This window comes from Kribbella sp. NPDC055071 (assembly GCF_053608045.1).
The window spans coordinates 44316-63858 of sequence record NZ_JBSGUS010000028.1 but is presented as its reverse complement, the minus strand read 5'-3'; the positions used below and the strand labels follow the sequence as shown (position 1 = coordinate 63858).

General features: G+C 68.3%; 17 protein-coding genes. 1 reads left to right on the top strand and 16 read right to left on the bottom strand.

Annotated features, from left to right (window positions below):
* Window positions 1–44: 44 nt before the first annotated feature.
* The 9 genes from guaA to ACWF4Z_RS33535 all read right to left on the bottom strand — a co-directional run bounded on the left by guaA (window position 45) and on the right by ACWF4Z_RS33535 (window position 11094).
* Window positions 45–1595, bottom strand: a complete 1551-nt coding sequence (guaA, locus tag ACWF4Z_RS33575) for a glutamine-hydrolyzing GMP synthase (protein ID WP_452247221.1) — start codon at window positions 1593–1595, stop codon at window positions 45–47.
* An 80-nt stretch (window positions 1596–1675) separates the two neighbouring features.
* Window positions 1676–2716, bottom strand: coding sequence for a cytochrome P450 (locus ACWF4Z_RS33570; RefSeq protein WP_452247220.1), 1041 nt, complete (start codon window positions 2714–2716; stop codon window positions 1676–1678).
* Window positions 2713–3369, bottom strand: a complete 657-nt coding sequence (gene bioD, locus ACWF4Z_RS33565) for a dethiobiotin synthase (protein WP_452247219.1) — start codon at window positions 3367–3369, stop codon at window positions 2713–2715. The genes ACWF4Z_RS33570 and bioD overlap by 4 nt, the downstream gene beginning before the upstream one ends.
* Window positions 3366–4538 carry an 8-amino-7-oxononanoate synthase gene (locus ACWF4Z_RS33560; RefSeq protein ID WP_452247218.1) on the bottom strand — a complete coding sequence of 391 codons (1173 nt, stop codon included), beginning with the start codon at window positions 4536–4538 and terminating at the stop codon, window positions 3366–3368. The genes bioD and ACWF4Z_RS33560 overlap by 4 nt, the downstream gene beginning before the upstream one ends.
* The gene (locus ACWF4Z_RS33555; RefSeq protein WP_452247217.1) at window positions 4538–5836 is read right to left on the bottom strand and encodes an adenosylmethionine--8-amino-7-oxononanoate transaminase; all 1299 of its coding nucleotides are present in this window, start codon (window positions 5834–5836) and stop codon (window positions 4538–4540) included. The genes ACWF4Z_RS33560 and ACWF4Z_RS33555 overlap by 1 nt, the downstream gene beginning before the upstream one ends.
* Window positions 5836–6024 (bottom strand): biotin synthase auxiliary protein BsaP, encoded by a 189-nt coding sequence (bsaP, locus tag ACWF4Z_RS33550; protein WP_452247216.1) that lies wholly within the window; start codon window positions 6022–6024, stop codon window positions 5836–5838. The genes ACWF4Z_RS33555 and bsaP overlap by 1 nt, the downstream gene beginning before the upstream one ends.
* Window positions 6021–7016, bottom strand: coding sequence for a biotin synthase BioB (bioB, locus tag ACWF4Z_RS33545; protein ID WP_452247215.1), 996 nt, complete (start codon window positions 7014–7016; stop codon window positions 6021–6023). Before bioB ends, bsaP begins: the two co-directional genes overlap by 4 nt.
* A gap of 666 nt (window positions 7017–7682) precedes the next feature.
* Complete coding sequence (locus tag ACWF4Z_RS33540) at window positions 7683–9386, bottom strand: FAD-dependent oxidoreductase (protein WP_452247214.1); 1704 nt, start codon at window positions 9384–9386, stop codon at window positions 7683–7685.
* A gap of 115 nt (window positions 9387–9501) precedes the next feature.
* Window positions 9502–11094, bottom strand: coding sequence for a succinic semialdehyde dehydrogenase (locus ACWF4Z_RS33535; RefSeq protein ID WP_452247213.1), 1593 nt, complete (start codon window positions 11092–11094; stop codon window positions 9502–9504).
* Window positions 11095–11230: 136 nt separating this feature from the next.
* Between ACWF4Z_RS33535 and ACWF4Z_RS33530 the strand changes: the two genes are divergently transcribed.
* A complete protein-coding gene (locus ACWF4Z_RS33530; RefSeq protein WP_452247212.1) occupies window positions 11231–12685 on the top strand; it encodes a hypothetical protein in 1455 nt (484 codons plus the stop codon).
* Here the strand turns inward: ACWF4Z_RS33530 and ACWF4Z_RS33525 are convergent.
* From ACWF4Z_RS33525 to shbA, 7 genes are all read right to left on the bottom strand, one after another.
* A complete protein-coding gene (locus ACWF4Z_RS33525; RefSeq protein WP_452247211.1) occupies window positions 12682–13086 on the bottom strand; it encodes a hypothetical protein in 405 nt (134 codons plus the stop codon). The two genes, ACWF4Z_RS33530 and ACWF4Z_RS33525, sit on opposite strands and share 4 nt — an antisense overlap.
* Window positions 13087–13108: 22 nt before the next feature.
* The gene (locus ACWF4Z_RS33520) at window positions 13109–13849 is read right to left on the bottom strand and encodes an acyl-CoA thioester hydrolase/BAAT C-terminal domain-containing protein (RefSeq protein ID WP_452247210.1); all 741 of its coding nucleotides are present in this window, start codon (window positions 13847–13849) and stop codon (window positions 13109–13111) included.
* A complete protein-coding gene (locus tag ACWF4Z_RS33515; RefSeq protein WP_452247209.1) occupies window positions 13846–14952 on the bottom strand; it encodes a GuaB3 family IMP dehydrogenase-related protein in 1107 nt (368 codons plus the stop codon). The genes ACWF4Z_RS33520 and ACWF4Z_RS33515 overlap by 4 nt, the downstream gene beginning before the upstream one ends.
* A gap of 9 nt (window positions 14953–14961) precedes the next feature.
* Window positions 14962–15705 (bottom strand): hypothetical protein, encoded by a 744-nt coding sequence (locus ACWF4Z_RS33510; protein WP_452247208.1) that lies wholly within the window; start codon window positions 15703–15705, stop codon window positions 14962–14964.
* Between the two features lie 8 nt (window positions 15706–15713).
* Entirely contained in the window at window positions 15714–17228 is a 1515-nt protein-coding gene (gene guaB / locus ACWF4Z_RS33505) for an IMP dehydrogenase (protein WP_452247207.1), read from the bottom strand.
* A 138-nt stretch (window positions 17229–17366) separates the two neighbouring features.
* Window positions 17367–18776 carry a hypothetical protein gene (locus ACWF4Z_RS33500; protein WP_452247206.1) on the bottom strand — a complete coding sequence of 470 codons (1410 nt, stop codon included), beginning with the start codon at window positions 18774–18776 and terminating at the stop codon, window positions 17367–17369.
* The gene (shbA, locus tag ACWF4Z_RS33495; protein ID WP_452247205.1) at window positions 18769–19380 is read right to left on the bottom strand and encodes an RNA polymerase sigma factor ShbA; all 612 of its coding nucleotides are present in this window, start codon (window positions 19378–19380) and stop codon (window positions 18769–18771) included. The genes ACWF4Z_RS33500 and shbA overlap by 8 nt, the downstream gene beginning before the upstream one ends.
* Window positions 19381–19543: the final 163 nt, after the last annotated feature.

Sequence of the window (19543 nt, the reverse complement as noted above, 5' to 3'; positions counted from 1 at the left end):
GAGCGACGCGGTCGCTCTGTCTGCGTAGCCCGCGTGGGAAGGGACTACTCCCACTCGATGGTCCCCGGCGGCTTGCTGGTGATGTCCAGGGTGACCCGGTTGATTTCGTCGACCTCGTTGGTGATGCGGGTGGAGATGCGTTCGAGGACGTCGTACGGGAGGCGGGCCCAGTCGGCGGTCATCGCGTCTTCGCTGGTGACCGGGCGGAGGACGACCGGGTGCCCGTACGTGCGGCCGTCGCCTTGGACTCCGACCGAGCGGACGTCGGCCAGGAGGACGACGGGGAACTGCCAGATGTCGCGGTCCAGACCGGCTGCGGTCAGCTCGGTGCGGGCGATCAGGTCGGCGGCGCGGAGGATGTCGAGGCGTTCGCGGGTGACCTCGCCGATGATCCGGATGCTCAGGCCCGGCCCGGGGAACGGGTGCCGGTAGACCAGCGTCTCGGGCAGACCGAGGGCGATGCCCAGCTCGCGGACCTCGTCCTTGAAGAGTGTGCGCAGCGGCTCGATCAGCGAGAACTGCAGGTCGTCGGGGAGGCCGCCGACGTTGTGGTGGGACTTGATGTTCGACGTGCCGGCGCCGCCGCCGGACTCGACGACGTCGGGGTACAGCGTGCCCTGGACCAGGAACTCGATGTGCCGGTCGGCGTCGAGCTTGCGCGCGGTCGCCTCGAAGGTGCGGATGAACTCGCGCCCGACGATCTTGCGTTTCTGCTCCGGCTCGGTCACCCCGGCCAGCGCGCCGAGGAACTGGTCCTCCGCGTCGACAACCTCCAGCCGGGTCCCGGTGGCGGCAACGAAGTCCTTCTCGATCTGGTCGGACTCACCGGCCCGCTGCAGACCGTGGTCGACGTACACACAAGTGAGCTGGTCGCCGATCGCCTTGCTGACCAGGGCCGCCGCGACCGCGGAGTCGACGCCGCCGGACAGCGCGCACAGCACCTGCTTGTCGCCGACCTGCTGCCGGATGAGCTCGACCTGCTCGTCGACGACGTTCGTCGTGGTCCAGTCGCCTGTGCACCCGGCGATGTCGTAAAGGAAGTGCTCGAGCACAGCCTGCCCGGCCTGCGAATGCAGGACCTCCGGGTGCCACTGCACACCGGCCAACCGCCGGTCCAGGTCTTCGAACGCAGCCACGGGAGCGCCTTCGGACGCCGCGAGTACGGCGAACCCCGCAGGCGGAGCCTGGACCGCGTCACCGTGGGACATCCACACGCTGAGATCAGAAGGGATCCCCGCCAGCAGCGTCCCCGCTGAACTCACAGTCACCGGCGTCCGACCGAACTCACGGAGCCCGGTCCGCCGTACGTCGCCACCGAGCGTCTGCGCCATCGCCTGGAAGCCGTAGCAGATCCCGAACGCCGGAACCCCGGCCTCGAACAGCCCCGACTCGACCCGCGGCGCGCCCTCGGCGTACACCGACTGCGGCCCGCCGGACAGGATGATCGCCTTCGGCCCCTTGGCCAGCATCTCCTCGACCGGCATCGAGTGCGGCACGATCTCGGAGTACACCTTGGCCTCGCGGACCCGGCGCGCGATCAGCTGCGCGTACTGCGCCCCGAAGTCGACAACGAGAACCAACTCATGCTCAGTCACCCGTAAAGCGTATCGGTGCGGCTCACCAGCACCGACGCAGAGGGCCCACCGGTGGCACCGTCCGCCAGTCACCGCGACGCTCAGGACGAAGCCGTAACCACCAGCCGCTTCGGCGCCCGGAACGACAACAGGTCAATCATCGGCGGCTCTTCGACCAGTCGTACGACGCTCAGCAGGTCAGCGGCGCACTCCAGCGCAACCCGGGTCTCCATCCGCGCCAACCCAGCCCCGAGGCACCGGTGGATCCCGATCCCGAACGCCAGATCGGCCGGCCCACCATGCCCGGAAAGCCCGAGCAACACCGGAGCCCCGGCCGGCAATTCGACCCCGCCCACCACGGCAGCCCGACAAGCAACCCGGCGCCAGGTGGGCACCGAAGAGCTCTCCCGCAGCACCTCCTCAACCACCTCGGCTGCGTCGAAGGTTCGGCCCAGCGTCCGATGGAATGCGGCGGAGATGAGCTGCGTGGTGGTCTCCTGACCGGCGATCAGCAGGAAGTAGCCAACGGCACACACTTCCTCGTCGCTGAGCCCCAACCCGACGAGCACCCCGAACAAGTCGTCCCCCGGAGTCTGCCGGGCATCCGTCGTACGAGAACGAAGCCACGCATAGAACTCGGCCGCACTGTGCGCGAGCTCCAACTGCCGATCCTCGGACGGCCACCCCCAGAACAGCTCCAGCGAGTGCAGACTCCAAGCCTTCAACGCCGGTACGTCGACGCCCGTCAACCCGAGCAGCTCCAACAACACCAACGCCGGCGGCTCCGCAGCAATCGCCTGCACCAGATCAACCGGGCCAGCCGGAACCGCCGCCACCCGCTCAGCAAGCAGCTCCCGCGTCAGCTCCGAGACTGCCGCGACCCGAGCCGGGCTGAAGAACCGCGCCACCGCAGCCCGGATCGGCCGGTGCGACTCCCCCGCGTTGTTCGCCAACGTCGGCGGCAACGCGAACCCCACTGCCGACAACACCCGCAACGCCTTCACCGACAAGGGGGTGTGCGCCAGTACGGCGTTGTCGGGCCGAAACGTCTCCGGATCGAGCAGCACCTCCCGCGCCAGCGATGGATCGTCAACCACCCAATACCCGAGCTCCGCGTCGTACCGGGCCGGGCAGCCGGTCACCCGAACCAGCCCGGCGCCGCCCCGACAAACGCCTCGCGCCCCAGCAACCCGGCCCCCGCCGGAATCCGGCCGATCACCGGCACCCCGGTCAGCTCCGGCAGATCCTCCAGATTGCACCGCTCGGCCAGATCCGGCTCGGTCGGCCAAGACCCGATCACCAGCCCTTGAATCGGCAGCCCCCGCCGCCGCAGCGCCTCGACCGTCAGCCCGGTGTGATTCAACGTACCGAGCCCCGCCCGCGCCACCACCACAATGTCGAATGGCGTACTCAAGCACGCCGCCAGATCCGCCAGATTGTTGCCCTCAGCATCCAATCCGACCAGCAACCCACCGGCTCCTTCGACCAGCACAGTGTCATGATCCCGAGCCAGATCATCGATCACCTTCGCCTGCGACTGCACCGAAGGCAACGGCACCCCTTCCCGCCGGGCCGCGGTAGTGGGCGCCAACGGATCCCGCAGCCGAATCCCTTCATGCAGGTCAGTGACCCCGGTCAATCGCCGGACATCGGCCAGATCACCCGGCTCGTCCGCGGTAACGCCAGTCTGCGCAGGCTTCACGACCGCCACGTTGCCGCCGGCCCGTACTGCGAGTGCCGCCGTGGCGATCGTCTTCCCGACCCCGGTGTCGGTCCCCGTGACGATGATGATCATGAGACTCGGCCGATCGCGTCGACGATCACCGCGCAGGCGCGGTCCAGGTCAGCGTCGGACAGACCCGCGTGCGCGGTCAGCCGAAGGCGACTGATCCCATCCGGGACTGAAGGCGGCCGGAAACTGCCGACGCGAACGCCCGCAGCCAAACAAAACTCAGCCGCCTCAACAGCCTCGCGTGGTCCGGGCATGGGGACCGAAACGACAGGTCCGACGCCAGGCGTGACCGCTGGGGCGGCCCGCAGCGCTGCCGGGTCGGCAGCGACCGCGAGCGCTGCGTTGCAGGCTGCTGCGAGGCGGGCGGTGATTTGGTGGATGGCGGCTGGGCGGGTGGGCTCGTCTTTCAACACCTGGAGGGCTGCGAGGGCTGCAGCGCAGGCGGCCGGGTTGAGGCCGGTGTCGTAGATGAATGGGCGAGAGCGATTGATGAGGTGGTCGCCCAAAATCTGCGGACCCAGCACCACTCCGCCTTGGGAGGCCATTGCCTTGGACAACGTCATGGTGACGACCACGTGGTCGAGACCGGCCAACCCGGCGGCCCACACCGACCCGCGCCCACCGCCAGTGACCCCGAGCCCATGCGCCTCGTCGACCAGCAGGAGAGCGTCGTGCTCGGCAGCCAAAGCAGCCAGTGCAGCCAGCGGTGCTTCGTCGCTGAGGACGCTGAAGACGGACTCGGTCATCACCACGGCGTGCGGCTCGTTGCGTTCGGCAAGGGCCTTCTCGACAGCGTCAACGTCATTGTGGGGAACGACTTCCACCCGAGATCGGGAGAGCCGGCAAGCATCTACCAGCGACGCGTGCACGTGCTCGTCGGAGACCAGAAGCGTTCCTGGCCCGCCGAGGGCCGTGACAACACCGAGGTTTGCGAGGTAGCCAGAGGAAAACACGAGCCCGGATTCCTGCCCGACATACGCGGCCAGCGCTGACTCGAGTTCCTCGTGGAGTGCCGTCGTACCGGTGACCAAGCGGGAAGCGGTGGAGCCGGTGCCCCAGACCCGCAGGGCATCAGCGGCGGCCGAGATCACTCGCGGGTCGCGAGACAGACCGAGGTAATCGTTGCCGGCCAGGTCTATCAACTCGTCGTCAGCCACACGAGCCCGCAGCTGGCGAGTCAGCCCGCGGGCCTCCAGCGCGGCGGCTTTCGGGGCGAGCCAGTCGGAGAGCATCAGCCGGCCTCCTCGATCGCGCCGACGATCCCGGCGGTGATGGTGGCGATGTCGTCAGGGGTGCAGACGTACGGCGGCATCGTGTACACGAGATCGCGGAACGGCCGCACCCACACCCCGCGCCGCAGCGCAGCCTCGGTCATCCGCGGCAGATCGACCGGCCCACCAAGTTGTACGACGCCAACCGCACCAAGCACCCGCACATCCTTCACCACGGGCAACTCGGCCGCGGGAGCCAGACCAGCAGACAACCCAGCAGAGATCGCGGCAACGCGACCGGCCCAGTCCTGCGACAACAGCAGCTCGATCGACGCGAGAGCGACCGAACACGCGAGCGGATTGGCCATGAACGTAGGCCCGTGCATGAGCGCGCCGCCTGGCCCATTCGACACGGTCCTGGCGACGTCCGTCGTACACAACATCGCGGCCAGGCTCAGATAGCCGCCGGTCAGAGCCTTGCCCACACAGAGGATGTCGGGCTGGACGTCCGCGTGTTCGGAGGCGAAGAGCGTGCCGGTACGGCCGAAGCCGGTGGCGATCTCGTCCAGGATCAGCAGGAATCCGTGCCGATCGGCGAGCTCCCGCAGCACGCGCAAACACGCCGGGCTGTAGGGATACATCCCGCCCGCGCCCTGCAGGATCGGCTCCACGATGACGCCGGCGATCTCAGCGGCATGCTCGTCGGCCAGCGAGGACATCGCCGAGGCCCAGGCGAGGAACTCGGCGTCGTCATCCGCGCGATCGAACCCACTGGGCGGCTGGGGCCCGAACACCTGCTCCTGCAGGGCCCCGGTGAACAGCGAATGCATCCCGTTCACCGGGTCGCACACGCTCATCGGCGCGAACGTATCCCCGTGGTACCCACCGCGGACAGTCAACATCCGAGTCCGGCCATTGATGCCCCGGGCAACTTGGTACTGCAACGCCAGCTTGATCGCGACCTCGACGGACACCGATCCGGAGTCACAGAAGAACACATGCTCCAAGCCAGCAGGTGTGATCGAGACTAACCGCGACGCCAGCTGGATCGCCGGCTCGTGAGTCAGCCCACCAAACATCACGTGACTGAACGAGTCCACCTGACTCTTCACCGCCGCGTCCAGCACGGGATGGCGGTAGCCGTGGATCATGCACCACCACGACGCCATCGCGTCGATCGCCTCGACGGCCCGGCCGGCCTCGTCCTCCAACTGCAGCCGTACGCCGGAAGCACCCCGGACCATCCGCACCGGCGACGGCTCGGTCAGCGACGAGTACGGATGCCAGAGCAACTCGGCGTCACGCGCCAGCATGCTCATCAGGACGAGACCTCGCCGTGGACGGAGCATCGCGCGATCCAGCCCATCGGATGCACCTGGACGACCATCCGGCGGCGGCACTGATCGCAGTACCGCGGCGGCTCCAGCACGAGCGCCTGGTGGCAGGCACTGTGGTCTCCCTCGGCGGTCTCGCGGCCGCAGTGGCCGCAGTAGAGCACTGTGGTCATAGCGTCTTCTGGAGTTCCTTCACCGGCATCTTCAGCTCGGCCAGGAGGTCGAGGTCGGCCGTGGCCGGGCGGCCGAGGGTGGTCAGGTAGTTGCCGACGATCACGGCATTGATGCCACCGAGCAGGCCCTCGCGGGTCCCGAGATCACCAAGGGTCAGCTCGCGGCCCCCGGCGTACCGCAGGACCGTGCGCGGCATCGCGAGCCGGAACGCCGCGATCGTGCGCAGCGCGTCCTTGCCGGCCATGATCTCCATGTCGCCGAACGGCGTACCGGGGCGGGGGTTCAGGAAGTTCAGCGGGACCTCGTGTGGGTCGAGCTCAGCCAGTTGGGCGGCGAGCTCGGCGCGCTGCTCGAGGGACTCACCCATGCCGACCAGGCCGCCGCAGCACAGCTCCATGCCCGAGTCGCGGATCATCTGGCAGGTGTCCCAGCGCTCCTCGAAGGAGTGGGTGGTGACGACGTCGCCGAAGTACGAGCGCGCGGACTCGAGGTTGTGGTTGTAGCGGTGCACGCCCATCGCCTTGAGCTCGTCGACCTGCTCCTGGGTGAGCATGCCGAGCGAGCAGGCGATGTTGATGTCGACCTCGGCGTTGATCGCCTCGATGCCGGCCTTCACCTGCGACATCAGCCGCGCGTCGGGACCACGGACGGCAGCGACGATGCAGAACTCGGTCGCGCCGGTCTTCGCGGTCTCCTTGGCCGCCTCGACCAGCTCGGGGATGTTCAGCCAGACCGCGCGGACCGGCGAGGTGAACTGGCCGGACTGCGAGCAGAAGTGACAGTCCTCCGGGCAGCCGCCGGTCTTGAGCGAGATGATCCCCTCGACCTCGACCTCCTCGCCACACCACTTGACCCGGACGTCGTGCGCGAGCGCGAGCAACTCGGGCAGCAGCTCGTCCTGCGATCGAAGCACCTCGACCAGTTGTTCCTGGCTCAGCCCGACGCCCTGTTCCAGAACCTGCTCACGTGCCACGTCCAGGATGTCGCTCATGGTTCTCCTGCCTCATCGAACGGTCGGCTCACAGCAAGGGCGTGCCTGGCGGCTCCGCGACGTAGCGAGCAGGTGCGCGAGGTGCCGTGCCGAGTGCCGCGCAGTAGGCGGGGAGTCGCCAGGCACACCCTAGGACAGGCGTGCCCGCGACGGCTGCGGCGGGCATCACTTTGAAACACCCGGGCGCGAGGTGCCTCAGCAACGCTCCGCACCCGGCCGGAAAGTTTTCAGACTTTTCCAGCCAACCTCGTAACCCCCCGTAGATGGGCTCGTTGATGTGTGCAGAGGCGGTTACCGCAAGGAAGACCGCCACCCGGTTACCCAGAGCAAGAATTGCTGGACATTACGATCAGCACGCAGAGTGGTCACAACCACTCTGAAAGCCTCGAACCTCTGGAAATCGGATGTAAGGTAGTTACCAAGAGCTCGGGTCGCCAGCCATGGTTGGTGACCCGATCCCAAAGCGCCGGGCGCCTCACCCCGGCTTGAGTGGGTCCCTCGGGAAACGATTTGGGCGGAAACGTTCCCGAGGGACCTGCTCCCTTTTAAGGCCTGACTGTTAATCACAGTTCAGGCCTTTTGTCATTCACAGAAACCTCACCAGTAACACCTACTGATGAGGCTCTTTCATTTCCAAAGACCAATGCTCAAAGTATTGTCATTGCGTTACGGTTTCGTCACAGACTGCTTCGGCCAGATTGGCAGGCGTAAGGCGCCGGGAGCATCTGCCGGCACCACCGGGTGGTCGGGCTTGACCGGCTGGACGCGCTCGTAGGCCGATCCGACAGCCGGTCGACCGTCGGACGCACCCTTGTTCGGCCAGAACGCCAAGGCCCGCTCCGCCTGGGCCGTGATCGTCAGCGAGGGGTTCACCCCGAGGTTCGCGGAGATCGTCGACCCGTCCAGGATGTGCAGCCCCTCGTACCCGTAGACCCGGTGGTACGGATCCACGACCCCCGACGCGGGCGAGTCGCCGATCGCGCACCCGCCGATGAAGTGGGCCGTCATCGGCACGTTGAACGGCTCGCCGATCGTGCCGCCCGGGGTCCCGTTCATCAGCTTCGCCATCCGGCGGACCACCTGGTTCGCTACCGGGATCCACGAGGGGTTCGGGGCACCGTGGCCCTGTTTCGAGGTCAGGCGCCAGCGACCGAGTCGGTCCCGCTTACCGAACGTGGTGATCGAGTTGTCCGCGGTCTGCATCACCAGCGCGATCACGGTCCGCTCGGACCAGTGCTTCAGGTCGTACAGCTTCCGGATGCTCTTGCGTTGCACCCCGAGCTCGCGCAGCCAGGTCCGCCACCGCGGCTTGTCGCCGTCGCCATCGGTCAGCACGGTCTGCAGCAGCGACATCACGTTGCTGCCCTTGCCGTACCGGACCGGCTCGATGTGCGTGATGTCGTCGGGGTGGAACGACGACGTGATCGCGACCCCACGGCTGTAGTCGACGTCCCGGTCCTTCGCGATTGCCCCCAGCAACGACTCCGAGTTGGTCCGGGTCAGGACGCCCAGCCGGTCGGACAGCCGCGGCAGTTTGCCCTCGTCCCGGAGCCGATGCAGGAGCTTCGCCGTACCGAGGGCCGAGGCCGCGAACACGACCTGCTGTGCGGTGAAGCGACGCGTGCTCTTGCGATTCGACGTACGCCGGGTGTCAACGGCGTACCCGCCGTCCGGCAGAGCCTCGACCGAGGTCACCGTGGTCATCGAGTAGACCTGGGCGCCGGCCTGCTCGGCCAGATAGAGGTAGTTCTTGGTCAGGGTGTTCTTCGCGTTGTGCCGGCAGCCGGTCATGCACTCGCCGCAGTCGATACATCCGGTACGACGAGGGCCGACACCCCCGAAGAACGGGTCCTCGACCTCAACCCCCGGCTCACCGAAGAACACCCCGACCGGGGTCGGGTGGAACGTGTCCCCGACCCCCAGATCGTCCGCGACCTGCTTCATCACCCGGTCCGCGGGCGTGAACCCCGGGTACGTGGTGACGCCGAGCATGCGCTTGGCCTGGTCGTAGTGCGGCGCGAGCTCGTCTTTCCAGTCGGTGATGTGCGCCCACTGCTTGTCGGCGTAGAACGCGGCCGGCGGCTCGTAGAGCGTGTTCGCGTAGACGAGGCTGCCGCCGCCGACTCCGGCGCCGGACAGGATGATCACATCGCGCAGCGCGCTGATCCGCTGGATGCCGTACATCCCAAGCTTCGGCGCGAACAGAAACCGCTTGGTGTCCCACGAGTTCTTGGCGAACCCGGCGTCGTCGAACCGCATGCCGGCCTCGAGTACGGCGACGTTGTACCCCTTCTCGATCAGCCGCAGCGCACTGACGCTCCCGCCGAACCCGGATCCGACGATGACGACGTCATAGTCGAACATCGTCATGGGGCCTCCCGGCCTGGACTGAGGAGCGGAGGGAGCGAAGCGACTGGAGCGACGAGGGAAGGCCGGGAGTCACAGCCCCATGACGGGCCGAGCGGCAGCGAGGCATTCAGCGCGGTCACGGCCGGCCCAGCTTCTTCAGGATCCGCAGGGCGCCGGTCATGAACTCGGCGTACGCCTCGTCGGACATCCCGTGCGAGGCCGCGATCGGGAGGACCCGCTGGGTGGCGATGGCCTGGGGATCGACGTACCGGCGGATGCCTTCCACGCCCTGGCGGCGGCCGAGGCCGGAAGCTCGCATGCCACCCATCGGGGTGTCGATCGAGCCGAACGTCGCGGCGTACGCCTCGTTGACGTTGACGGTCCCGGCGACCAACTGTGCGGCGACCGCACGACCGCGGCGGCCGTCGCGGGTCCAGACGCTCGCGTTCAGGCCGTATTCGCCCTCGTTCGCGCGCTGAATCGCCTCGGACTCGTCGGAGAACCGGTAGATCGAGACGACCGGGCCGAAGGTCTCGTTGTCGAAGCACTCCATCGCGGGTGTTACTCCGGACAACACAGTCGGCTCGTAGAACAGCGGACCGATGTCAGGCCGGGCCTTGCCGCCGGTGAGCACGGTGGCGCCCTTCGCCCGGGCGTCGTCCACGTGCCGGGTCACCGTGTCGAGCTGCGCCTTCGAGATCAGCGAACCCATGTCCACGTCCCAGCCGGTCCCCGCGGACAGCCGGATCTTCTGCACCCGATCCACGAACGCCGTCACGAACGCGTCGTACACCTGGTCCGCGACGTACAGGCGTTCCATCGAGACGCACAGCTGGCCGGCGCTGGCGAAGCACGCCCGTACGGCGCCCTCCGCGGCCCGGCTCACGTCCGCGTCCCGGAGGACGAGCATCGGGTTCTTGCCACCGAGCTCGAGGCTCGCACCGATCAGTCGCTCACCAGCCTGTTTCGCCACCAGGCGACCGGTCTTGGTCGAGCCGGTGAAGCAGATGTAGTCGACGTTCTGGATCAGTGCGCCGCCGACGGTCGGGCCGTCGCCGTTCACCGGCTGCCACGCCTCCCTCGGCAGGCCCGCGTCGTACAGCAACTCGATCGCTCGGAGCGCGGTCAGCGGAGTCTGGCTGTCCGGCTTGTGCACAACCGCGTTGCCGGCCAGCACGGCGGGCAGACCGTCGGCCATCGCCATGCTGAGCGGGTAGTTCCACGGCGAGATCACGCCGACGACACCCTTCGGCACGAACCGCTGCTCGGCCCGGGTCAGGATCGGGAACATGCCCAGCTTGCGCTGCGGCTCGAGCAGCTCGGCGGCCTTCCGGCCGTAGTACCGAGCGGTCAGCGCGACGTGCGCGACCTCCTCGAACGCTTGTTTGCGCGCCTTGCCCGACTCGCGGATGACCAGATCGACCAGCTCGTGCCGGTGGTCCAGAACCAGGTCGTGGTACCGCAGCAGGATCGCCGCGCGCTCGGCAAGCGGTACCCGTCGCCAGCTCTGCTGCGTCTTGCGGGCCGAACGAACCGCGGCGACGACGTCCTCCGGGCTGGACACCGGCAGGTCCGCGATCGGCTGACCAGTCGCGGGCGCGTACGACGTCCTCGTGCCGGCGGTCGCCCGCAGCAGACCGGACAACCGCCGAATCACCGACTGGTCCGTCGCGTACGACGCCGTCGGGTCAAGCTCCGGATCCGCAGGAATCGACGTCTGCTCACTCATGACCTCAGGCTACCTGCCGGTAAATAGGCATGTCAGTAGTTGGTCGTGGCAACACTGGGTCGTGTCAGCGCTCAACGGATGGGCAGATTCACTACTAAGCTGATCGGCTGAACCTTCGAAGGGGTGGAACGTCGAGATGGTGGACAGCGGGGGGCTCTTTACGCCTCCTGACGACGAGCTCGCCGGGGCGCTGAAGACAGCCCAGGTGCTGATCGAGGACGGCAGGGCCGCCGAGGCCAGGCCGTTCCAGCAACGCGTCATCGAGCTGGCCAGGGAACGGGCCGAAACCCGCGCGAACGACTACGAGGCCAAGCACCTGCTGGCCGCGACCCGATACGAGCTGGCCGGTTCGCTGAATGCGTCGGGCCGGTACGACGATGCACTGGCCGAGCTGCACGAGGCCCAGCTCGGCTACACCGAGCTGCAGGAGTCCGGTGCGCTCGACGCCACCTCCTTCCTCGCGGACGTCCGCGCCCGGCGGGCGATGACCCAGGCCCATCGCGGTCACGGTGCGACCGCCGTACTGGAGATGGACGGCGCGGTGATCGCGTACGGTCAGCTGGTCGGCAGCGCCGACGGGATCAAGCACCAACCGGACTTCGCCCGGGTGCTCGCGATGAACGCGCTGATCCTGCGGCGGTACGGCGATCCCGCGCTCGCAGTCGCGTCCGCCGACGCGGCGACCCAACTGTTCCTGCAACTGGCCGACCAGATCAACGAGAGCCCACAGTCACTCTCGTACGCCCGCTATCTCTGTACGGCGACTGCCGTATCCGCCGACGTCCACGCGGCCGAGGGCCGGCTCGACCTCGCGCTCGAAGCCGACGAGATCGGGCTGACCACGGCCGACACGCTCGCCGACTCGGACTCGGCGACGGACATGCGCACGCTCGTCGCCGCGCTGACACGCAAGGGCAAACACCTCGGCATCGTCGGGCGGATGATCGAAGGTGAGACCTGCCTGCGAACGGCGTACGACACCGATGCGGAGACGGCGGCCCGGGTGACCGAGGAGCTGGACCGGGGTCTGCCGCTGACCTTGGTGACAGCGCTGGAGAACGCGGAGATCAAGCTCGGACCGTTCGAGCAGTACTACCGGTTGATGGCGCTGAGTGAGCCCGCGCCGGGGATGACGCTGGCAACCGTGTCCGGCCGGACCGACCCCGAGTCGGCGGCCGTCCGGGCGGCGGAGCTGGCCGAGCTGATCAAGCCGTTGCTGCTGCAGGACGCGGACAGCGCGCTCACGCTCGGCCTCGAGGCGCACTACCTGTTCGCGATCTCGTCCGAGCGCGACTCACAGCGGATGCGATACGAGGTGAGCACCTACGCGCCGATCTGGGCGCAGCTGCTGCTCGACATCTCCCAGGCGTACTACCAGGCCGGGCGGACCGAGATGGCGCTCGACCTGGGCGGTTGGTGCGCGGAGGTCGCGACCGCACTGGTCCCGTTCACCGACGACGACACCACCATGCTCGACCTGGCCGGCTCCTGCTACCGCCACCACGGCGACCTGCTCGCTGCGACCGGGGATCTGACCGCATCCCAGCACGCCCACGAGGCCGCGCAACAACTGCAGCTCGGGGGTCGTTAGGTCTGGTCGGGGCTCTCCGTTTTCAGGGCGCCGACGAACAGGCCGGCCTCGGCCTCGGTCATGCCGGTCTCGGAGACCACCAGTGCCGTCGCCTGGTGGAGGTCTCCCGCGGCCTTGAGCGTGCGGGTGCGCTCGGCCAGGTTCGCACCCGGGAGGCGGACGACCGGCGTCCCGGTCGTCGGCGGCACGTAGCGGCCGAGGCGGATGTCGTCGACCAGGCCTCTGGCGAGCTTCAGGTCCAGTCCGGTTCGGTCCCGGACCAGCTTGACCGCGAAGATCATCTTCTTGGTGGTGATCAGGAAGCGCACCTGATCCACGTCATCGGAGGAGAGTGTTGCCCGCGCCGCGGCGAGGGCAACATTGTCCGTGTCCTGGCTGCTGTTCCGGCTGAACAATCCCATGGGCCAATCCTTTCAGAACCTCTCAACCCGCGAGGACTCGACGCACGTCGTCCCACGCCAGCGCGCCCAATTCACGGTCGGCGGCCTCGGTCCCGCCCCGCGCCATCCGCTGCCCGGCGGTCTTCGGCTCCTCACCCGGCAGCACCACGCGATGCCCGGCCGCGGCCAGACTCACTGTCCGGGTCGGGAGCTCGCCACGCCGTCGGGTGATCTCGTCGGCGAACTCCACCGCCGGCCACACCTTGTCGTCGCCGCCGGCGACCAGCAGCACCTCGCCGCGGATGCGCTCGACCGGGATCCGGGCCGGCTCCGCGTCGTACTGCTCGAGGCCGCGGTACTGCTCGAGGCTGCGGCGGTACCAGCCGGTGAAGCTCGGCGGATCGTCGTCGGCCTGCCAGTCGAGGCTGAACGGTACGAACGGCAGCGGCTCACCACGCCACGACCACGCCGACCGCTGCACGCCGCCCTCGCCGAAACGAGCCCACACGTAGGCGCTCGGGGCGAAGGCGATCACGGAGTCCACCCGGTCATCGAGCGCGCCCAGCAGCAACGCCGCCTCGGCGCCGAAGGAGGTTCCCATCACGACCAGCCGATCGTTGCTATCGGCAAGCTTGTCCAGCGGGAACGACTCCAGCGGGACCTCGCTGCTCACGGTCCATTGCGGCGCGAGTACGTCGTACCCCTCGGCCTGGAGGATCCGGGCACGGTCCAGGTCCGGCACACCGCTTGATCCATGCAGGAGCAGTACGCCGGTCCTGCTCACCCGACGACGACCTCGACCCGCTGGAACTCCTTGAGCTCCGTGTAGCCGGTGGTGGCCATCGCGCGTTTGAGCGCGCCGACCAGGTTCATCGTGCCGTCCGGGACCCAGGACGGGCCGAACAGGATCTGCTCGAGGGTCCCGGTGACGCCGACCTCGACCCGCTCGCCGCGCGGCAGATCCGCATGCCAGGCCTCGGCTCCCCAGTGGAACCCACCGCCCGGCGCGTCGCTCGCGCGGGCCAGCGGTGAGCCGACCATGACCGCGTCCGCGCCACAGGCGATCGCCTTGGCCACGTCGCCGGAGCGCCCGACCGAGCCGTCCGCGATCACGTGCACATACCGACCGCCGGACTCGTCCATGTAGTCGCGCCGGGCCGCGGCCACGTCGGCGACCGCGCTTGCCATCGGCACCGCGACGCCGAGCACCTTTCGGGTCGTGTGTGCCGCTCCGCCGCCGAAGCCGACGAGCACGCCGGCCGCCCCGGTCCGCATCAGGTGCAGCGCGGCCTGATGCGTCGCGCACCCACCGACGATCACCGGTACGTCGAGGTCGTAGATGAACTGCTTCAGGTTCAGTGGCTCGGCCTGGCCCGAGACATGCTCGGCCGACACCGTCGTACCCCGGATGACGAAGAGGTCGACGCCGGCATCCACCACGTGCTTGGCGAACTGCTTGGTGCGCTGCGGTGACAGCGCGCCGGCCACGGTGACACCGGAGTCGCGGATCTCCTGCACCCGCTGGGAGATCAGCTCGGGCTTGATCGGCGCGGAGTAGATCTCCTGCAGCCGGTGCGTGGCCTGCTCCTTGTCGAGCGAGGTGATCTCCTCGAGCAGCCCGGTCGGGTCCTCGTACCGCGTCCACAGGCCCTCGAGGTTCAGGACGCCGAGGCCGCCGGACTTCCCGATCGCGATCGCCGTCGCCGGCGACATCACCGAGTCCATCGGCGCGGCCAGAATCGGCAGCTCGAACCGGTACGCATCGATCTGCCACGCGACCGAGACCTCTTCAGGATCCCGCGTCCGTCGCGACGGCACGATCGCGATGTCGTCGAACGCGTACGCCTGCCGCCCGCGCTTCGCGCGGCCGATCTCGATCTCCGTCATGCGGACAGGTTACCGGCTGGCCTCCGGCCGTTCGGCCGGTGGATCCATGCGGAGGCGTTGGGCGCGCAGATCGGGGCCTAGGAGATCCACGACGGCGCGACCGGGCTGACCGGGGTCCGGCAGGAGTTCCAGGAATGCCACATCGATCACGGCGTCGATCGCCGGATTCTCGCCGTACTCGGCCTCCAGAAACTCCAGCAGCGGCAGTACGTCGAGCGCCGGACCGGCGGCGACCAGCTGGGTCGCGATCTCCGCCAGCACTCGATCCGCCAGCCGGCTGTGCCGGCCCTGGACGTGCTTGTCGACCGTGTCCTGCAGCTCCGGGAGCTCCTCCCCGAGCCGAAACACGAAGTCGACAACCGACTCCAGCACACCCGCCCGGTCATCGAGCAGCTGACGGGACCTCGCCTCCCAGAGCTCCGGACCCAGCAGGCCGAGAATCTCCCCGGACCGGTCGGCCGGCTCGGGCAGATAGGCCGCGAAGTAGAACTCGATCAACGCATCGATCTCTTCGTCGTGCCCGAGCTCGGAGTCCAGGAACGCGAAGAGCTCGCGCAGCATCACCCGCTCGTCGGCGCTCCGGCGCCGGCAGTCGTGAGCGAGCTTCACCAAGAACCCGAGCAGCTGCTCCGCGTCGGACTGCGGCCCGGCCCAGTCCCCGACGTACCTGCGCTGGTAGTCGTCCATCTCGGCCCGGAGGCCCGGCACGGCGGCGAACATCCGCCGCGCGAAGGCCTCGTCCGGGTCGAGCACGTCGTCGGTCAGCGACCGGAGTAGTTCGGCGCCTCGACCGTCATCTGGATGTCGTGCGGGTGGGACTCCTGCAGACCGGCGGACGTGATCCGGACGAACCGGCCGTTGTCCTGGAGCTCCGAGACCGTGCGGGCGCCGGTGTACCACATCGACTGACGCAGGCCGCCGATCAGCTGGTGCGCAACGGCGGCCAGCGGGCCACGGTAGGGCACCTGACCCTCGACACCCTCCGCGATCAGCTTCTCGTCGCTGCCGACGTCGCTCTGGAAGTAGCGGTCCTTGGAGTACGACTTCCGCAGCCCACCGGTCGACTGCATCGCCCCGAGCGAGCCCATCCCGCGGTACGCCTTGAACTGCTTGCCGTTGATGAACACGAGATCGCCCGGGGACTCCTCGCACCCGGCCAGCAGCGAGCCGAGCATCACGGTGTCGGCACCGGCAACGAGGGCCTTGGCGATGTCGCCCGAGTACTGCAGGCCGCCGTCCCCGATCACCGGAACCCCGGCCGGCTTGCACGCCAGCGAGGCCTCGTAGATCGCGGTGACCTGCGGTACGCCGACGCCGGACACGACTCGCGTCGTACAGATCGAGCCCGGTCCGACGCCGACCTTGACGCCGTCGGCGCCCGCGTCGACCAGGGCCTGGGCGCCCTCACGGGTCGCCACGTTCCCGCCGACGATGTCGACACCGCGGGTGGCCGGGTCGGCCTTGAGCTTGCGAATGATCTCCAGCTGCGACTGGGAATGTCCGTGCGCGGTGTCCACGACCAGGACGTCGACGCCGGCCTCGACCAGGCTCATGGCCCGCTTGTAGGCCTCACCGAAGAAGCCGATCGCGGCGCCGACCCGCAGGCGGCCACCGTCGTCCTTGGTCGAGAGCGGGAACTTGTCGCGCTTGACGAAGTCCTTCAGCGTGATCAGACCGGTCAGCTTGCCGGACTCGTCGACCAGCGGCAGCTTCTCGACCTTGTGCTTGCTGAGCAGTGCCATCGCGTCGTCGGCCGAGATGCCCTGCCGACCGGTGATCAGCGGCTGCCTGGTCATCACCTCGTGGACCGGGCGGGACATGTCGTTCTCGAAGCGCATATCGCGGTTGGTGACGATGCCGACCAGGACGCCGGCGTTGTCGACCACCGGCACGCCGGAGATCCGGTACTGCCCGCACATCGCGTCGGCCTCGCCGATGGTCGCGTCCGGACCGATCGTGATCGGCTGGGCGATCATGCCCGACTCGGACCGCTTGACCAGGTCGACCTGCTGGGCCTGGTCCTCGATCGACAGGTTGCGGTGGAGGACGCCGAGGCCGCCCTGACGGGCCATGGCGATCGCCATCCGCGCCTCGGTGACGGTGTCCATCGCGCTGGAGAGCAGCGGGATGTTCACCTCGATGTTGCGGCTGACCTTGGAGCGGGTGATGGCCTCGGACGGGATGACGTCGGACTCGTTCGGCTGCAACAGGACGTCGTCGAAGGTCAGACCGAGGGCGGCAAACTTGTCGGGAACTCCAGCGGGTGTGATGTCCATGGGGAAAACAAGCACCTTTGTACGGCGAGCACGGAACCCCATTCTATCCGCGCCGCAGTGTGCTCCCGAACACAGGGCATCACACAGTCACCGCCCGCCGCCGGGACTGCCTGGCGACGGGCGGTGACTCTGTGTCGATTACTTGATCGGCTTGTTGACCACGCCGAGGATCTTCAGCACGTCGGCGTCCTCGGTCGAGCCGTGCGTACGGGCGATCGCGGCGTGCTTGCCCTCGGCGTACAGGCCGCTCGAGTGCTTGCCCTTCGGGTAGACCTTCTTGACCGATCCGGTGGACACCTTCGCGGTCCCGTGCTTCCCGACGGCCTCGGCGCCCTTGCCGAAGAACTGCTGAGCGCTCTCCAGCTCGACCGGGGCACCGGTCGGCGTCGGCAGGATCGGCTCCAGCAGGCCCGCGACCAGCCCCGGCAGCGCGCCACTCGCCGGTGCATCCTGGCTGGTGCCGTCGCTCGGCTGCTGCTCGTCCTTCCCGGACTGATCTCCGCCGGTCTGATCTGTACCGGTTGGGTCGGCCGCCGGCGGGGTCGCCGTACCGTCCGATCCGGGTACGCCGGAGTTGTCCTTGCCGTCACCCGAGTCGGTCCCGCTGCCCGGAGCCTCACCCGTGTCGGTCGGCGGCGTGGTCGTCGTACTCCCCGGGTCACCGGTGCCGGTGCCGGTGTCGCCGGTGCCGGTCTCGCCGTTGACCGGCGTACTCGGCGGGTCGGTCGGCGTGGTGGTCGGCGGCGCGGTGTCGACCGGTTCCGTCGGCGCGGTCGACGGCGGAGTCGTCGTGTCCGTCGGCTGCGTCGGCGCGGTGGTCGGCGCGGTCGTCGGGTTGTCGGTCGGCGCAGCCGCCGGCGGCTGCGTCGCACCGTCGGTCGGCTTGTTGTCGTCGGTCTTCTGCGGCTCGGCCGGCTGCTCCGGCGGCAGCGTCGTCACCGTCGCGGTTTGAGGGACGAGCGCCTTCTGCAAGACGTCCGGCGAGTTCTTGGACACCACGAGCGACGGCGGCAGCCCATCCGGCTTGTCCTGCGCCTGCTGCGCCTGCTGCTCCTCCTGGACGGCCTTCTGCTGCTGGACCTGCTTGAAGTTCTTGCCGACCTTGACGATCTTGGCCTTGTCGACGACAGACATGCCGTCGAGCTGCTCCTTCGGGAAGCTGGTCTGCGGGCGGACCGCGTCGACCATCTTCTCGATCACCTTCTCGTACGGCGACAACGGGTCGCCGTTGACCGCGGCGGCCACCCCGGAGACCGACAGCGCCGCCACCGCCGCGACCCCGAGCGCCAGACCCCGGGTCGCGATCTTGCGCGCGAACGGGTCGGTGATCGGGTTCAGCGCCGCGCAGCGCGCCAGGAAGCTCTCCGGATCGTCGATCGTCTCGACCGGAAGCTGATCCTCGACCTCTACCGCAAGCCGCAACTCGGCCAGCAGTCCGACAGCCGGGTCGTGCTCCCCCGCGGTTCTCGCGGTCTCCCCACCAGCAGCCAGCAGATCGAGCAGTGCGTCATCGGCGTCGATCGCGTCCAAGTCGAAACGGTCAGCCATGATGCCCCTCCCCTGCTCCTCGTGCTTCATGCCCCACATACCCCCTGAGCGTGTTCAACGCCCGATGCTGTGCGACCCTCACCGCCCCCGGTGTCATCCCCAGTGCCCGGCCGGTCTCCTCGGCTGACATCCCCGCTACCACTCTGAGCCGCAGAATCTCCCGCAACTTCTCCGGCAACTTCTCCAGCAGCCCCATGATGTGCTGGACCTCCGAATGCCGGACCGCGTGCTCTTCCGGCGTCGGTGACTCGTCCGCGCCGTCCGGCAGGTCCGGCGTCGAAACGTCGGCCACCGCGAACGCACGCTGGGCATCGGCGACCTTGCGGGCCGCGATGCCGTAGACGAAAGCCTCGAAAGGCCTCCCCTCGTCACGATACCGGCTCAGCGCGCCGAACACCGCGACACAAACTTCTTGAGCGACGTCGTCGACCATGTCGGCGCCGCCGGGATAGGTCCACAAGCGGGACCGTACGTAACGGTGCGCTACGGCGCGCACCCTGGTGAGCAGGTCGTTGAGAGCTGTGCGGTCCCCGTCGCCGGCCAGCGCGGCAAGATCCCTGAGCTCGACCCGGTCGTGGGTGTGCGGTACTCGGACCTCGGTCACCCCTCGCCCCCTCGTGTAAGACCGGTCAGCCTGAAAGATGGTACGGCTCTCATCTTCTCTTGCCTAGTGGCAATTCGTGGCTGCCACCAGCCAATTCATCACGATCTGTCACTACCGATGCGTACGATTCCACCCACCGCAGCGCGCCGTCTGCGACAGCACA